The following is a 15,433-nucleotide window of genomic DNA, read 5'->3' as shown; positions in this document are numbered from 1 at the left end:
GGGATGTGTGTGCGAAAATGGTGATTTTCGAGTACCGGAGCGGAGCGTACGTCTAACCATAGTCCCGAAAAGTTGCAGACTTTTCGGATAAGACTATGCGTCTTTGAGACCTACATGAGCACCGGAACGCAGATAAATTGCCATTTGCAGTCACACAGGCGACTTTTGGAACAAGCTCTAGAAGGTTATCCGCGCGTTCGTGCCAACCCATCCTTCGCAGGCTGATATTTCGGATCTAGCTGCACGGCACGCGAATAGGAACTCGCGGCCTTGGCCTTGTCGCCATTGTGTTCGTAGACGAGTGCCTGATTAGCCCAGCTTTCCGCCACGTTCTGGTCGAGCGTGATGGCCGTATTGAAATCATCGAAGGCGTTGTCGTAGTCGTCCAGCGCCACATAGGAAATGCCGCGACCATTATAAGGCTCGGGAGCCGTGGAGTTGAGAGAGATCGCCTTGGAGAAATCCTCGATGGCCTGCTTGTGCTGGCCTTTCGCCTGATAGATCAGGCCGCGATTGTGATAGGCGCGGCCATCCGTCGTCTGCAAGGCAATAGCCTGATTGAAGTCGCTGAGCGCCTGATCGAGCCTTCCTGCCTGTCGATAGACATTGCCGCGCCCGATATAGGCGGCGTCATATTGCGGGTTGAGCTGGATCGCCTTGCTGTAATCCTGCGCGGCTTTGGCGCTGTCGCCCATATAGCGATAGACCAGCGCGCGGTTGGAATAGGCCTGATAGAAATTCGGATTGAGTGCGATCGCCTGAGCGAAATCGCGCACCGCTTCCTTGTAGCGCCCGGCCTTGCCATAGGCGGAACCGCGGACATTATAGCCTTCCGGGTCACGCGGATTGCTCTGGATCACGCTCGTCAGCGAACTGATATTCTCGCTCGACCCTTGCGCCTTGTCCACCGTGCTCAGCGCCGTCGTCGTGGAGCTTTGGCAGCCCGCAACGGTCAAAGCCAGAAGTGCGGCGGCAATGAGAAGGCCGTTTCGGCCTGTTCCACCCAATGCCTCAATTCCCGAAACCTTCGTTCCGGATGATTGCATCATCTTCAAGCGTGTGGGCAACGATTGCATTCCTTTCAGCTCGCATAGGGCGCAAAACCCTTGTGCTTCTTCTCCATCCCGTGCCGGCCCCATTCGGGGCTTGCTCCTGCCGGGCTATTCTGCCTGTTACGGTACTATACTGGCCTCAACCAGCAGATAAAAACAGCAAAAAGGCGGCATTGTCTTGAGCGTGGCCCAGCTTCGGACAGCGCGCCGGACAGGCGGATATCCTAATTATTTGTTTTTACACATAATGACGCATGATAAGTCCAGAAACTTTTCGTAACGCCGTATTAAAATTGGAAACAGAATAAATAAAATACATCTGGAATGAGTGATGCCAGCCCTCGTTTAGCGCCGGAAACGAACCCACAAACCTGATGTCAAAACATGCAAAATCCGGCGCAGGCAAAAGCCGACACCGGAAAGCAGAAAAGGCGCTGCTCAACAGCGCCTGATTTCAAAGTCGATCAGCGAGCGCCTGGACGGCCGCCGACGAGGCCTTCACGCTGAGCGCGCTTGCGGGCCAGCTTGCGGGCGCGACGAACGGCTTCCGCCTTTTCGCGAGCGCGCTTTTCGGACGGCTTTTCATAGTGGCCGCGCATCTTCATTTCGCGGAAGATACCTTCGCGCTGCATCTTTTTCTTGAGAGCGCGGAGAGCCTGATCAACATTATTATCGCGGACGAGTACCTGCACGTGTATTCCCGTATCGGTTAGAATTTCGGTTAAGCCTGAGGCCGTTAGGGGGTCTTTTAACGATTACAGCCGGTCTGACCGGCCGATCAACGCCCAAAGGCTCCCAAGCTTCGCAACGGATACGCTGCAAATTGGTCGTGGCTATTACCAGAAAGAGCCCGGCCTGTCCACCTCAAGATGCAACTTTGCCCACCGGCTTGCGCGAAATACCGGCTTGCGCACGATTTACTATGGCCGCGACTGCGAGAATAGGCTAAGCGGCACAGGTTTCTCGCATAAATCGGCCTCAATGGCGACCTATAGCACTTTGCCAGAAAACCGATAATGCCCCCTCTCATTTTATCCGATTCTCCATATGCCTCTCCGCAAACGACTCGTTATCCAGTTCACAGGCTATGAAGGCCTGCACCCCAAGGCCGTCCGCGTGCGCCATGCGCAGGCAATGAAGGATTTCGACCGCTTGTGGAACGCCAGGACCAGGCTGCCCCCCATGGTGGAGGAGCCTGACGATTGCGGCACGTTGACCGCCATCACCACCGGCAATGGCTGGCAGACGGAAACCGAGTTCTGCCAGTTCGGCACGGCGGATATTTTCGACGATTACGCCGCGCGCTCGACACCGAAGCGCATGCTGACCGGTTTTCACGCATTCTTGAACATTCTCTTCACAGGCACGCTGTGGCGCTATCTGAGGACGAGCTGGCGCTTTGTCCTGTTTTTCCTGTGGCCCTTCCTGCTGTCGCTGGCGATTCTGGCTGTCGCAGCGCTTATCGTCTTCGCACCAATGGCGGCAGGCTTTTCGGCCTTGCATCTTTTCTGGTCGGTTCCGCTTGCCGCCTTTATTGCCACCTTGCTGGTGCGCAAGCCCGGTGACCGGTTTTTCATGTCCTATCTGCTCGACGACTGGTCCGCGGCCTATGACCGTATCCATGGCCGCAACGAAAAGCTCAGCCAGCGGCGCAAGGCCTTTACCGAAGCCCTGAAACGGAAAATCGAAGAAAGCCAGGCCGATGAGGTCATCATTGTCGCGCATAGTCTCGGCACGGTGCCGGCCGTGGAGGCGCTTGCCGATCTCCAGCGCGAGCGCCCCGACCTTCTGACGAGACAGCCCGTTTCGCTGCTTGCCATCGGGTCATGCCTGATGATGATCGCGTTGCACCCCAGGGCAAAGTCCCTGCGCGAAGATGTGCGCGTGGTGATCGAGGAAAGCCCGGTCCTCTGGTCGGAGTTCCAGGTGCTGACCGACATCATCCACTTCTACGGCTCCGACCCGGCAAAGGTGCTGAAGCTGAAGACCGACAATCCGCCGCTCATCCACCGCATTCGCTTCAAGCATGTGCACAGCGAAAACCGCTACAAGCGCTCCAAGGGCAATTTCTTCCTGATGCATCTGCTTTACATGCGCGGGGCGGAAAAGAAGAATTTCTATGATTTCGGCATGTTCCTGCACGGCCCGTTCTTGTTCCGCGAGCTGATGACCGAGCACAAAGGAAAAGCCGCCCCTCTCGATGAAGAAGGACGGCTTCCGGCTTCGTATCGCGAAGCGGCTTAGCCTTCGGGCGGCGCTACCACAGCAATCGTCAGCCAGGTTGCGGTCAGAGCGGGCTTCAGCGAGTTTTCGATTTCCAGCGTCACATCATAGTGATTGACCACGCGACCGGACGGACGGATATCCGCATCCGCCAGCTTGAAGCGGGCGCGCACGCGCGAACCCGTCTTGACCGGCGACATGAAGCGTAACTTGTCGAAGCCATAATTGATGCCCATCGTGGCGCCTTCCAGCATTGGCAGCGCTTCATAGGCCAGCGTCGAGAGCAGCGACAGCGTCAGGAAACCATGCGCGATGGTGCCGCCAAACGGCGTTTCCTTGGCGGCGCGTTCCGGATCGACATGGATGAACTGATGATCGTCGGTCGCATCCGCGAACTGGTTGATCATTTCCTGTGTGACTTCGCGCCACTCGGAACATCCGATTTCCGTGCCGATTGCCTCGCGCAACTGGTCGAGCGTGATTGCGTCTTTCATTCGCTGGCTATTCCTGCTGATGTGATTTGCCTTGTGTTTAACCAATAAAGCTCAGGCGGCAACCAGAATTTCCCGGGCAATGTCGTTCCAATGCGAGAAAACCTGATGCGCACCCTTGCCCGCCAGTTTTTCCGCATGGCCCTCATAGGTGTGTCCGCCGCCCGTATAACCGAATGCCGTCATGCCCGCAGCGATGGCTCCTTCAACGCCAAAAGGCGAATCCTCGATCACCACGCAACGCGCCGGATCGACGCCCATTTTGTCGGCTGCAAACAGGAACAGGTCTGGCGCAGGCTTGCCGCGCTTGACCATGCTGGACGAATAGACCGCATCGCCGAAATAGTGGCTGATGCCGGTCTTTTCCAGGCTGAACGCAATGCGCTCGGGTTGTGACGAGGACGCCACGCAGCGCTTCTGCGGCAACTCGCGCAGGAAGTCGGCAATGCCGACGGTCGGCTGCAAGCCTTCGGCAAACAGGATTTTCGTCGCGGGCCAGAACTGGCTCGTCGCCTCCTCCGGCAGGCGATGCCCGGTCATATCCTCGATCATCTTCATGATATCGGCCTGCTTCATGCCGATGCCCTTGGCAACCGTGCCCTGCGGCAGCTTCATGCCGTGGTCGGCATAGACCTGCTCGAACGCCAGACAGGAAAGCGGCTCGCTATCGACAAGCACACCGTCGCAATCGAAGATCACGAGATCGAAGGGGGATACGCTGCTCATTTTGGCTCCAGTGACATGCCTATTTTGTCGCGCAGTTTGGAGGTGCGCGTCCCTCGGTGTTGATATAGAGACTGTTCATCTATTACGCACCTATATCAACACAAGCGTGACAAAATTACCTCGCTTGCTGGGTTCTGAGATTTTGCGGAGATTTTCATGACGATAAATGTGGCACTGGTTGGACTGGCGCGTGATCTCGCGGCGCGGGCCGAAACCGGCAAGCCGATCCGCATCGGTCTTATCGGCGCTGGCGAAATGGGCACCGACATTGTAACCCAGGTTGCGCGGATGCAGGGCATCGAAGTCGGCGCACTCTCCGCCCGCAGGCTGCCGAACACCTTCAAGGCTGTCCGCACCGCCTATGGCGACGAGGACAACGCGCAAGAGGCCGCCACCGAATCCGCAATGACCCGCGCCATCGAAGCGGGCAAGATCGCCGTCACCGACGACAACGACCTCATTCTTTCCAATCCGCTGCTCGACGTCATCATCGATGCGACAGGCATTCCGGAAGTGGGTGCCGAGACCGGCATCAAAGCCATCCGGAACGGCAAGCACCTCGTCATGATGAATGTGGAAGCCGATGTCACCATCGGTCCCTATCTCAAGGCCGAAGCCGACAAGCAGGGCGTGATCTATTCGCTGGGCGCAGGCGACGAGCCTTCATCCTGCATGGAACTGATCGAGTTCGTTTCCGCCATGGGGCACAAGGTTGTGGCCGCCGGCAAGGGCAAGAACAATCCGCTCAATTTCGATGCGATCCCCGACGATTATCAGGAAGAAGCCGACCGCCGGAACATGAATGTCCGCCTGCTGGTGGAATTTGTCGACGGTTCCAAGACGATGGTTGAAATGGCGGCCATCGCCAACGCCACCGGGCTTGTGCCGGATGTTGCAGGCATGCACGGCCCGAAGGCAGCAATCGACGAATTGAACCGCACGCTGATCCCGAAGGAAGACGGCGGCGTCCTCAACAAGACAGGCGTGGTGGATTATTCCATCGGGCGCGGCGTATCGCCGGGCGTCTTCGTCATTGCCAAGATGGAACATCCGCGCCTGGTCGAGCGTCTGGAAGACCTGAAAATGGGCAAGGGGCCCTATTTCACCTTCCACCGGCCGTTCCACCTCACCTCGCTGGAAGTGCCGCTGACGGTGGCGCGCGTCGTGCTGCACGGCAAGACCGATATGGTGCCGCTGCCGAAGCCGGTGGCGGAAGTCTGCGCGGTTGCCAAGAAGGACTTGCAGCCCGGCGACCAGCTCGATGCCATCGGCCAATATTGCTACCGCTCATGGATCATGACGACGCCGGAAGCCCGCGCGGCCAAAGCCATCCCCTGCGGCCTGCTGCAGAACGGCACGGTGATCGCGCCGATCAAAAAGGGCGAACTCATCACCTATGCCAATGCGGCCCCGAAGCCCGGCTCGAAGATAGCCGAACTGCGTGCATTGCAGGACAAGATGTTAGGGCAGTAAGGCAATAAGGCAGTAGGGCAATATGTTAAGGGAGTAAGGGAGTAAGGGAGTAAGGGAGTAAGGGAGTAAGGGAGTAAGGGAGTAAGGGAGATGATACGGTCGGCCTGAGCTTCCGCAACAAAAACATACTCCCCTAATCCCCTATTCCCCTACTCCCCTCCCTCAATGATCGAGCGCCTTCACAATGCTCTCCACCATCTTCTTCGCATCGGCGAAGAGCATCATGGTGTTGTCGCGGAAGAACAGCTCGTTTTCCACGCCTGCATAACCGGAGCCCATGCCGCGCTTGATGAACAGGACCGTGCCCGCCTTGTCGACATCGAGGATCGGCATGCCGAAGATCGGTGACTTCGGATCGGTCTTCGCCGCCGGATTGGTGACGTCATTCGCGCCGATCACGAAGGCCACATCGGCCTGCGCGAATTCCGAATTGATGTCTTCCAGTTCGAACACTTCATCGTAAGGCACGTTGGCCTCGGCCAGAAGCACATTCATATGCCCCGGCATGCGGCCCGCGACCGGGTGGATGGCGTATTTCACTTCCACGCCTTCCGCCTTCAGCTTGTCGGCCATTTCCCGCAGCGCGTGCTGGGCCTGCGCCACCGCCATGCCATAGCCCGGCACGATGATGACCTTGGAAGCGTTCTTCATGATGAAAGCCGCATCGTCGGCAGAGCCCTGCTTGACCGGACGCTGTTCGACCTCGCCAGCCGGACCGCCGGACGTATCGCCGCCAAAGCCGCCGAGAATGACCGAGATGAACGAGCGGTTCATGCCCTTGCACATGATGTAAGACAGGATTGCACCCGACGAACCAACCAGCGCGCCGGTGATGATCAGCGCCAGATTGCCAAGCGTAAAACCGATGCCCGCCGCTGCCCAGCCCGAATAGGAGTTGAGCATCGAAACGACCACCGGCATATCCGCACCGCCAATCGGGATGATGATGAGAACGCCGAAGGCAAGCGCCAGAAGCACGATCAGCCAGAACACGAAATGGCTTTCGGTGTTGGTCAGAACGACGATCAGCAGCACGATAGCGGCGGCCAGAGCCGCATTGATGACATGGCGGCCCGGCAGCATGATCGGCTTGCCCGACATGCGCCCGTCGAGTTTCAGGAAGGCAATGATCGAGCCGGTGAAGGTGATCGCGCCAATGGCCACGCCCAGCGACATTTCCACAAGCGCCTGACCGTGGATCTGCCCCACTTCGCCAATCCCGAAGGAATGCGGCGAGTAGAGCGCGGCGGCGGCCACCAGCACGGCGGCAAGGCCGATCAGCGAGTGGAAGGCGGCGACAAGCTGCGGCATGGCCGTCATGGCGATGCGGCGCGCGATGACAGCACCGATGCCGCCGCCAATGGCGATGCCAATGACGATCAGCACAAGACCGCCAAAGCTCGGGCGCGCCAGCAACAATGTGGTGAGGATGGAAATCCCCATGCCGATCATGCCGTACATATTGCCCTGACGGCTGGTCGTCGGATGCGACAGGCCGCGCAGCGCCAGAATGAACAGCACACCGGAGACGAGATAAAGGAAGGCTGCGAGATTAACGCTCATGTTGGTTCAGCCTCACTTTTCTTTTTTCTTGTACATGGCGAGCATGCGCTGGGTGACCAGAAAGCCGCCGAAGATGTTGACGCTCGCCAGAATGAGCGCGATGAAACCGAAACCGGTTGCCCAGCCCGAAAGCGAAAGGCCAACCGCCAGAAGCGCGCCCACCACGATCACCGATGAAATGGCGTTGGTGACGGCCATCAGCGGCGTATGGAGCGCAGGCGTGACCGACCAGACGACGTAATAGCCGACGAAGATCGACAGGATGAAAATCGCAAAGCGGAACACGAACGGATCGATTGCGCCGCCCGATGCGGCATGCGCGGCAGCCGCCGCCGCATCGCCCAGACCGCCAGCATTTTCCGCCGCCTGACGCACGGCATCCGCTGCCTGGTTCAGGCTCTCAAGAGCTTTATCGAGATTTGTATCGGCCATTATGCCTCTCCTCCATCAGCTGGAGTTTTGGGGGAAGACGGGGTCTTCGGGGCTTTAGCTGGTGTTTTCTTGGCAGGCTTCGCTGCCGCCTTTGCGGCCGGTTTCTCCGCTTTCGGTTTCGGCGCGGCTTTCGGTTTTACAGCTTTTTCAGCGGCCGCAGCCGGTGCCGTTTCAGCCTTGGCGAAAGCCGGGTGCAGGATTTTGCCCTGATGGGTGAGAAGCGTTGCCTTCACCAACTCGTCTTCCGGATCGATTTTCAGAAGCTTCGTTTCCTTGTCGACCAGCGTTTCGACAAAGGCGATCAGGTTGCGCGCATAAAGCTGCGAAGCGCTTGCAGCGATACGGCCCGGAACATTGAGATGACCGACAATCTTGACGCCATTGACCTCGGCGATCTGACCGGCAATCGCGCCTTCGACATTGCCGCCGCGCTCGACCGCCAGATCGACCAGCACCGAGCCGGGGCGCATGGAAGCGACCATTTCCTTGGAAACCAGACGCGGGGCCGGACGGCCCGGAATGAGCGCCGTAGTGATGACGATATCCTGCTTGGCGATGTGGTCGGCAACAAGTGCCGCCTGCTTCGCCTGATATTCCTTCGACATTTCCTTGGCGTAGCCGCCAGCGGTTTCCGCCGCCTTGAACTCGTCGTCCTCGACGGCAATGAATTTCGCGCCAAGCGAGGCGACCTGTTCCTTTGCAGCCGGGCGAACATCGGTGGCCGTCACGACGGCACCGAGGCGGCGCGCGGTCGCAATCGCCTGAAGACCGGCAACGCCCGCCCCCATGACGAATACCTTTGCGGCAGGCACGGTGCCCGCCGCCGTCATCATCATCGGCATGGCACGGTCATAGACTTCCGCCGCATCGATAACCGCCTGATAACCGGCAAGGTTCGCCTGTGATGACAGCACGTCCATCACCTGCGCGCGGGTGATCCGCGGCATGAACTCCATCGTGAAGGCCGAAATTCCGGCCTTGGCAAGCGCTGCAACGGCGTCCTCATGACCATAGGGGTCCAGCATGGCGAAGAGTGCCGCGCCCGATTTATACCCCTTCAGTTCCGCATCCGAGGGGCGGCGCACTTTCAGCACGACATCCGCCGTTTTCGCATCCGCCGCCGTGCCGATGCGGGCACCGGCTGTGGTGAATTCAGCATCGGGAATGCGCGATTTCTCACCGGCGCCTTTTTCCACCACGACATCGAAGCCGAGCGCGATGAATTTCTTCACCGTCTCCGCCGACGCCGCGACACGGCTTTCATTGGGGTCGCTTTCTTTCGGGATAAATAACGTCTGGGCCAAGCTGGTTTCCCTTTCGTGGCGTTCTTCCGGGGTTGATTCCGGTCAGGCACAGTTACGAGCTTCCGGGACGAAGCCCGTTCAAATAAACTGAACTATAAACATGCATAAAACCCCGGCACGGTGTCCCATGCCAAGGCAATCGATCAAATAGTGCGGGTTGATCCCGGTTTGCGCTTCAGTTCAGCGGCACCGCGCCGGATGTTTCCATCCGGCATCGGCCATGACTAAAGAATGAACCAGGCAGCGACGCAGACTAGAATGAAAAGAACGGTCGCGGAGAAGAAACCACCAGCAAAAAAGCCGAAAGCCATGGCAATCATAAGGGCGACGAGCGTCACCGTGCTCCATTTAACCAGGCCCGTGAAACCGGCATAAGTTTTCTCATGCTCGGAATAGTCCATCGGTGCGCCAAGTTCAGCCGGAGCCGTCGTATGATGTTCTGCCATTTTAGTTCCACCCATTCAGAATTTCCGCTTATATACCGTCAGTCTAAGCGAAAATAACTGCAATCTTCAATGCGCGACGAAAGAAACCCATGCATTGACGGCATGGCTTTTCGTCGCAGCTTCCCTCTCTCCGCAGAAGCGGTTCCGCAATCTTCGTAATGCGAAACCACCCTTCTGGCTATATTTAATTGTTTAAACTCATACGCCGAGACCGGTATATTTCGCGGTCGGCAGAATTGTCAGCGGCACGGAACTGTCCCGCATATCGGCAAACATAGCGCGACGTTCATGCGGCTGCGACTTGAAGAACGGAAAGCGCACCGCCACCGCATCGCGGATATTGCGGATGGGTGCGGCACCGAGACCGACCCTGATCCCATAACCTTCATGCTCGCGCGCATCGGCCATGACAGAGGTGCCGAAAATGCGCTTGTAGAACGCCATATGCTCCGGCTTTACCGAAGCAAGGCATTGATCCGCCGCGAAAAATTCCGAAGCCATCGCCGCGATGCGCAAGGTGATATAGGGAATGGCCGGATATTCGCTCAACAGTTCCGGATCGGCGGCGAAGCGGGTCGGATCGACAAAATGCATGCCGCTGTTGAGCAGCGGATCAAGAATATCCGGGAAAAGCGCATAGCTGGTGCCGCGCCGATGATCGGGCGTGATGTGATGGATGCGCAGCGTGCTGACCAATTGCCCGTCCACATGCACCCCATAGACGAAGGCATGGCTGTCGCGGTCGATATCATCGACAATGGACGGCACTTCCGCCTCGTGCATCACATTGCGCGTGCGGTAGGAACGGTAGCGCAAGCGGCCGATTTCCTCGAGGTCCTCTGCATGGACGATGCGGCGATATTCCACCCGGTCGAGAAACTGCAACAGCTGTCGCGCGAAGTTGGACAATGGCGGTTTATCGCCTGTAACAGCTGTATTCGTCATGCAATCGATTTTCCGCACCCCCGCAAATCAGTGTGCAGAATATGCGCCTTTATCAGCATGTAAAGATATAACTTTGTGAGGCGCCTTCTTATAGCCCCGAGATAAACACTTCTTCGCCATAATTCGACGGGACTTTATTGCGCGGAATGCAGGCGATAAGCGCAAAATGCGCCAATTACCGACCAATTCACGGTTTTGCCTTAATTTGAAAACGCGCCATTTCAAAGCAGATTGGCGCTCGCCCGGATACGGGCCTGATCAGGCGAAGCTTCGTCCGCTATCGCGCCGCGCCGCTGCCTTCGCGGTCATGGCGGTGATCGCCTCAACCGGCACCGGCATGCCGAGAAGATAGCCCTGAACCAGATCGGCACCAGCCGCCACGCGGATCAGCGCGAGCTGTTCCTCGGTTTCAACACCTTCGACCGTCACGCCCAACCCAAGCTCATGCGAAAGCTGGGTGACGCCGCGCAGCAGCATCAGCGAGCGCCGGTCGGTGGTGATGTCGCGCACGAAGGAACGGTCGACCTTCACCTTGGTCAAGGGCAATGTATTGAGATAGCTGAGGCTGGAATAGCCGGTCCCGAAATCGTCGAGCGCGATATTGATCCCGGCATTCTTGAGCCGCTGCAACACCATCGACGTCTTGTTGCGGTCGGAGATGATGGCGCTTTCGGTCACTTCCACTTCAAGACGATGCGCCGGAAGTCCCGATTTCTGCAAGGCATTGGCGATATCGCGGGCAATATCGTTGCTCTTCAGATCAATGGCCGACAGATTGACCGAAACCCCGATCCGGTCGCCCCATGACTGGCAGTCCACACAGGCCTGCTCCAGCATGAAGCGGGTAATGTCGGTGATGATGCCCATTTCTTCGGCAAGCGGAATGAATTCGGTCGGCGGCACGAAGCCAAGCTCCGGATGTTCCCACCGCGCCAGCGCCTCACATGCGACAACGCGCAAGGACTGCGCGCTGACGATGGGCTGGTAGACGACCTTGATCTCGCCGTGACTGATGGCAAGCCGCAAATCGGCCTTGAGTTTCTGGCGCCCGCGATATTTGGTGTCCATGGCGTCAATGAAGATCGACCAGGACTTGTCTTCCCTGCTCTTGGCCTCATAGAGCGCCAGATCGGCATTGATATGCATGCTGCCGACATCGGCCTTTTCGACATTCTCGATCGCCACGCCTGCGCTGATGTCGATATGAACCTGATCGCCGTCCAGATCGTAAGCGCCGGACACGACATCGGTGATGTGATCCATGACGCCCGCGACATCGGCCTCGCCGCGCAGGTTGAAGACGAACACCACGAACTCATCGCCGCCGAAACGCGACGTGACGAAACGCTGCGGATCGAGCGAATTCAAGCGCTCGGCGAACAGACGCAGCAGCACGTCGCCGGTATGATGCCCCAGCGTATCGTTGACATGCTTGAAATGATTGATGTCGATGACGACGAGCGCCGCCTGCGTGTCCTTTTTCTGGTTGGAACGCAACGCCCGTACCATGGTCTCGAAATAATTGCGGTTCGGCAGGCCGGTCAGGCCGTCATAGCGCGCCATGTGCTGGATGCGCGCTTCCGCTTCCACGCGCTGCGTCACATCCTCGAACATCAGCACCGCCCCTTCATTGAGGGTCTGGTTGCCGATACATTCAATGTAACGCTGGTTTGAAAGCTGGAAAATATCGCGGGCGCGCCTGCCGAGCAGAAGGTCCTGCATCCGCACATGCACGCTTTTCAGGTCGTTCTGCGGAAACAGCCCCTTCTTGGCACAGTAGCGCAGAAGAACATCGAGCTTGCGGCCATGCAGCTTGGTATGCTCGGCGATCTGCAGCATCGCCTTGGCCTTGTTGTTGATGACCGCGATGCGCTGCTGGCTGTCGAACATCAAAAGCCCTTGCGGCATGTTGTTGAGCGCGGCATCGAAACGACCGGCCACGATGGAGAGCCGCCGCTTTCCCATGACGGCAGCGAAGAGAAACTCGCGCAACCCGTTGGCCATCTGTATGTTGGACAGGAAATACGGGATCAGCAGCAGGCCGATGATGACGTGAAACGGCGTCCCCGCCAGAATGAGCCCGGCCAGAACCGGGATGAGCGTGCAGGCCGACATCAGGATGACGGCCTTCGCCGACGCATAATTGCGGCCCACGATGGAGACGACAGAGGCAAGCAGCACGGTCAGGCTGGCAAGTTCGGCAAAGGAATCCCGCAGCACGAAGCTTGAGAAGAAGCACAACATGCCGAGCGTCAGGCACACCGCGGATGCGCCGACCAGATAGCGCGTTTCCCACCGGTCGAGATCGGCATGGGACAGCGGCTGCTGTTTTGCCTGGTCGAACTTGTGCATGTCGAAGATGCGCCCGACGGCAATGATCGCGAACACGCCGGCAAAGACCAGATAACGCCAGTCCTCGGTTTTCACATAGATGACGACACAGGCTACAACGTGCGCGAGCAAGCCGAACCAGAGCGTCGTACGATTACCATACAGCGCTCTGAGAAAAGATAGCCGCACATCTGCAGGTATCTCAGGTTTACGGCTTTGCCACATTCGATGCATTTAATCCCTTATATGGGGCAGCAATATCGCACCAATGACTTAAAAATATCTTTCGGGATATTAAACCACAAGCTGTCATGCCAACCACCATAAGATGTATTCAGATGTTTTTTAAGGAAAACCATAGACGCACAACCCCCGGCCCGTAATTACAACCAGAGGCATGTATTGTTTTAGTTGTTCTAATATTACTGAAACAGCCATGATTGGAGAACAGGACAGGTTAACTGTCGCCTTGCTGAGAATTAATCCATATTAGTCGGGATGGATATTCTGCCGCCAGAGTCCCGACTTTTAGAGAAAAATCCTGCCATCCAAGGTCCAGAAAAGGGAAATAACCGCAAAAAGCTTCCAACTTTGTCAGAGTTGATGCCCCCCGTCGACGGTGATGATCGAGCCGGTCATATAGCGGCTGGCATCGGAAGCCAGCATCAGCACAACCCCGTCGAGATCCTGCGGCTCGCCCAGACGCCGCATCGGGTTTCGCCCTTTGAAGTAGCCCCCTGCCGGGCCTTGCAGCTGTTCTTCATTGATTCGCGTTGGAAACCAGCCCGGCGAAATCGCGTTGACGCGAATATCATGCGCGGCCCATTCCAGCGCCAGCGCCCGAGTCATCTGCGTCACGCAGGCCTTGGACATGGAATAGGCGGCAGCACCTTTCTGCGGGCGCTCGCCCAGAATGCTGGTCGTGTTGACGATGGACCCGCCCTCGCCGCGCTCGATCATGCGGCGCGCGGCCTCCTGCGCCACGAAAAAGGCTCCGGCGACATTGACCTCGAATATATGTTCCAGCATGTCGCGCGTCGTGTCGAGCGCACGCGCCATATGCGCAACGCCGGCATTGTTGAAGAGCGCCGTTATCGGTCCGAAACGCGCTTCCGCCTCATCGAAAGCGCGCATGATTTCATCGGGATGGGTTACATCCGCCATGATTTCCAGAACTTCGCCGCCCGATGGGCAAATGCTTTCGCCTGCATGGGTGCGCGAGATCGAAATCACGCGTGCACCATGCCCGGCCAGCACATGAACCATGCGCAGGCCCAACCCCGAAGAACCACCCGTCACGGCAATGACCTTGCCCCTGACGGAGAAAAGCTGATCGTCAGTCATTCATCCCCTCAACTGCCAATCCGTCTTTATTCATTCCTAGATTATCGGGAGCAGTATTTGAACCATCTTCGACCGTAAAAATCGGTTCAAATCAACGCAATACACAGAAGGCGCGACAAATGAGCAACCGCAGAGCCGCAAGACGACACCTGTTCGTGATTGCGCGGCCCATTGCGGAGAAGTAAGTGTCAACGCAGATAAGCGCATTATCCGACTGGTGGAAACGAACACTATGCCCAAGACTTCCCGCCCTCTCGTCGCCGTGCCGACCGATGTGAAGCCGTTTGAAAACTACACATGGCATGCCGCGCCCCAGCAATATCTGTCAGCGGCAATCGATGTTGCGGGCGTAACGCCGCTTCTGGTGCCGAGCTTCGGTGACAAATTAGACCTCGACGCCATTCTGGATGCCGTGGACGGCATTCTCGTCACGGGTTCCAAATCGAACGTTCACCCCGCCCTCTACGGTGCAGAGGCCGGTCCTGCCTTCGAGCCCTATGACAATGCGCGCGATGCAACGTCGCTGCCGCTGATCCGCGCGGCCATTGAAAGGGGCGTTCCGGTGCTGGCGATCTGCCGCGGCATACAGGAACTGAACGTCGCGCTTGGCGGGACGCTGGCCACCGAAGTCCAGGAACTGGAAGGCCGGATGGACCACCGTGCGCCGGAATCGGAAAGCCAGGCGGAACGCTTCGCCATCCAGCACCCGATCAAGCTCAACCCGAACTCATGCCTTGCAGAAATCCTGAAGGAAGACAGCATTCGCGTGAATTCCGTGCACCGCCAGGCCATCGACAAGCTGGCTCCGCAGCTTGAAGTCGAAGCCGTTGCCGAAGACGGCACCATCGAGGCCGTCTCGGTGAAGAATGCGAAGGGATTTGTCGTCGGCGTCCAGTGGCACCCGGAATATTGGGTGCATTCCGACGCCCCTTCCCGCAGGATTTTCGAGGCGTTTGGCGATGCAGTGCGCCAACATAGGGCAGTAGGGCAGTAGGGCAGTAGGGCAGTAGGGCAGTAGGGCAGTAGGGCAGTAGGGCAGTAGGGCAGAGAAGAATGTGGTGGTTGCGGTCATGCGCAACCAAAACATACTCCCTTATTCCCTT

At 57.9% G+C, this 15,433-nt stretch carries 14 protein-coding genes; 3 read left to right on the top strand and 11 right to left on the bottom strand.

Annotated elements, in window-relative coordinates:
* Positions 1-185 precede the first annotated feature (185 nt).
* Both AC0TNJ_RS09075 and rpsU read right to left on the bottom strand, forming a co-directional pair.
* Positions 186-1,076 carry a tetratricopeptide repeat protein gene (locus AC0TNJ_RS09075; protein ID WP_473770897.1) on the bottom strand — a complete coding sequence of 297 codons (891 nt, stop codon included), beginning with the start codon at positions 1,074-1,076 and terminating at the stop codon, positions 186-188.
* Between the two features lie 440 nt (positions 1,077-1,516).
* A complete protein-coding gene (rpsU, locus tag AC0TNJ_RS09070) occupies positions 1,517-1,744 on the bottom strand; it encodes a 30S ribosomal protein S21 (protein WP_007008828.1) in 228 nt (75 codons plus the stop codon).
* A gap of 355 nt (positions 1,745-2,099) precedes the next feature.
* On the opposite strand from rpsU, the gene AC0TNJ_RS09065 reads away from it, so the two are divergent.
* Entirely contained in the window at positions 2,100-3,296 is a 1,197-nt protein-coding gene (locus AC0TNJ_RS09065; protein ID WP_473770896.1) for an alpha/beta hydrolase, read from the top strand.
* Here AC0TNJ_RS09065 and AC0TNJ_RS09060 read toward each other — a convergent pair.
* Together AC0TNJ_RS09060 and AC0TNJ_RS09055 are read right to left on the bottom strand one after the other, a co-directional pair.
* On the bottom strand, positions 3,293-3,769 hold the full coding sequence (locus AC0TNJ_RS09060) for a MaoC family dehydratase (RefSeq protein ID WP_122001410.1): 477 nt from the start codon (positions 3,767-3,769) through the stop codon (positions 3,293-3,295). The genes AC0TNJ_RS09065 and AC0TNJ_RS09060 overlap by 4 nt on opposite strands.
* Positions 3,770-3,820: 51 nt before the next feature.
* On the bottom strand, positions 3,821-4,492 hold the full coding sequence (locus tag AC0TNJ_RS09055; RefSeq protein ID WP_122001411.1) for an HAD family hydrolase: 672 nt from the start codon (positions 4,490-4,492) through the stop codon (positions 3,821-3,823).
* A gap of 156 nt (positions 4,493-4,648) precedes the next feature.
* Here AC0TNJ_RS09055 and AC0TNJ_RS09050 point away from each other — a divergent pair, with 156 nt between their 5' ends.
* The gene (locus tag AC0TNJ_RS09050) at positions 4,649-5,965 is read left to right on the top strand and encodes a 1-deoxy-D-ribulose 5-phosphate reductoisomerase (protein WP_473770895.1); all 1,317 of its coding nucleotides are present in this window, start codon (positions 4,649-4,651) and stop codon (positions 5,963-5,965) included.
* A gap of 162 nt (positions 5,966-6,127) precedes the next feature.
* Here AC0TNJ_RS09050 and AC0TNJ_RS09045 read toward each other — a convergent pair whose 3' ends face one another.
* The 7 genes from AC0TNJ_RS09045 to AC0TNJ_RS09015 all read right to left on the bottom strand — a co-directional run bounded on the left by AC0TNJ_RS09045 (position 6,128) and on the right by AC0TNJ_RS09015 (position 14,330).
* Positions 6,128-7,528: an NAD(P)(+) transhydrogenase (Re/Si-specific) subunit beta gene (locus tag AC0TNJ_RS09045; RefSeq protein WP_473770894.1), complete on the bottom strand. Its 1,401-nt coding sequence runs from the start codon at positions 7,526-7,528 to the stop codon at positions 6,128-6,130.
* 12 nt (positions 7,529-7,540) lie between these two features.
* Positions 7,541-7,960 carry a proton-translocating transhydrogenase family protein gene (locus AC0TNJ_RS09040; protein WP_122001415.1) on the bottom strand — a complete coding sequence of 140 codons (420 nt, stop codon included), beginning with the start codon at positions 7,958-7,960 and terminating at the stop codon, positions 7,541-7,543.
* Positions 7,960-9,264, bottom strand: a complete 1,305-nt coding sequence (locus AC0TNJ_RS09035) for a Re/Si-specific NAD(P)(+) transhydrogenase subunit alpha (RefSeq protein WP_473770893.1) — start codon at positions 9,262-9,264, stop codon at positions 7,960-7,962. Before AC0TNJ_RS09035 ends, AC0TNJ_RS09040 begins: the two co-directional genes overlap by 1 nt.
* A 224-nt stretch (positions 9,265-9,488) precedes the next feature.
* Positions 9,489-9,710 (bottom strand): aa3-type cytochrome c oxidase subunit IV, encoded by a 222-nt coding sequence (locus AC0TNJ_RS09030; protein ID WP_112585500.1) that lies wholly within the window; start codon positions 9,708-9,710, stop codon positions 9,489-9,491.
* Between the two features lie 198 nt (positions 9,711-9,908).
* Entirely contained in the window at positions 9,909-10,655 is a 747-nt protein-coding gene (locus tag AC0TNJ_RS09025) for an N-acyl amino acid synthase FeeM domain-containing protein (protein WP_122001417.1), read from the bottom strand.
* 258 nt (positions 10,656-10,913) lie between these two features.
* On the bottom strand, positions 10,914-13,211 hold the full coding sequence (locus tag AC0TNJ_RS09020) for a putative bifunctional diguanylate cyclase/phosphodiesterase (protein WP_473769849.1): 2,298 nt from the start codon (positions 13,209-13,211) through the stop codon (positions 10,914-10,916).
* Positions 13,212-13,580: 369 nt separating this feature from the next.
* Positions 13,581-14,330 (bottom strand): SDR family NAD(P)-dependent oxidoreductase, encoded by a 750-nt coding sequence (locus tag AC0TNJ_RS09015; protein ID WP_473769767.1) that lies wholly within the window; start codon positions 14,328-14,330, stop codon positions 13,581-13,583.
* A 232-nt stretch (positions 14,331-14,562) separates the two neighbouring features.
* Between AC0TNJ_RS09015 and AC0TNJ_RS09010 the strand changes: the two genes are divergently transcribed.
* Positions 14,563-15,324, top strand: a complete 762-nt coding sequence (locus AC0TNJ_RS09010; protein WP_473770892.1) for a gamma-glutamyl-gamma-aminobutyrate hydrolase family protein — start codon at positions 14,563-14,565, stop codon at positions 15,322-15,324.
* Positions 15,325-15,433 lie beyond the last annotated feature (109 nt).

The organism is Ochrobactrum sp. PL_is483 (assembly GCF_055816855.1).
This window is presented reverse-complemented; position numbering and strand designations above follow the sequence as displayed.

Bases quoted from the DNA above. Each gene is read 5' to 3' on its own strand.
- AC0TNJ_RS09075 (WP_473770897.1), bottom strand. From the start codon at position 1,076: ATGCAATCGTTGCCCACACGCTTGAAGATGATGCAATCATCCGGAACG.
- AC0TNJ_RS09065 (WP_473770896.1), top strand. From the start codon at position 2,100: ATGCCTCTCCGCAAACGACTCGTTATCCAGTTCACAGGCTATGAAGGC.
- AC0TNJ_RS09060 (WP_122001410.1), bottom strand. From the start codon at position 3,769: ATGAAAGACGCAATCACGCTCGACCAGTTGCGCGAGGCAATCGGCACG.
- AC0TNJ_RS09055 (WP_122001411.1), bottom strand. From the start codon at position 4,492: ATGAGCAGCGTATCCCCCTTCGATCTCGTGATCTTCGATTGCGACGGT.
- AC0TNJ_RS09050 (WP_473770895.1), top strand. From the start codon at position 4,649: ATGACGATAAATGTGGCACTGGTTGGACTGGCGCGTGATCTCGCGGCG.
- AC0TNJ_RS09045 (WP_473770894.1), bottom strand. From the start codon at position 7,528: ATGAGCGTTAATCTCGCAGCCTTCCTTTATCTCGTCTCCGGTGTGCTG.
- AC0TNJ_RS09040 (WP_122001415.1), bottom strand. From the start codon at position 7,960: ATGGCCGATACAAATCTCGATAAAGCTCTTGAGAGCCTGAACCAGGCA.
- AC0TNJ_RS09030 (WP_112585500.1), bottom strand. From the start codon at position 9,710: ATGGCAGAACATCATACGACGGCTCCGGCTGAACTTGGCGCACCGATG.
- AC0TNJ_RS09025 (WP_122001417.1), bottom strand. From the start codon at position 10,655: ATGACGAATACAGCTGTTACAGGCGATAAACCGCCATTGTCCAACTTC.
- AC0TNJ_RS09020 (WP_473769849.1), bottom strand. From the start codon at position 13,211: ATGTGGCAAAGCCGTAAACCTGAGATACCTGCAGATGTGCGGCTATCT.
- AC0TNJ_RS09015 (WP_473769767.1), bottom strand. From the start codon at position 14,330: ATGACTGACGATCAGCTTTTCTCCGTCAGGGGCAAGGTCATTGCCGTG.
- AC0TNJ_RS09010 (WP_473770892.1), top strand. From the start codon at position 14,563: ATGCCCAAGACTTCCCGCCCTCTCGTCGCCGTGCCGACCGATGTGAAG.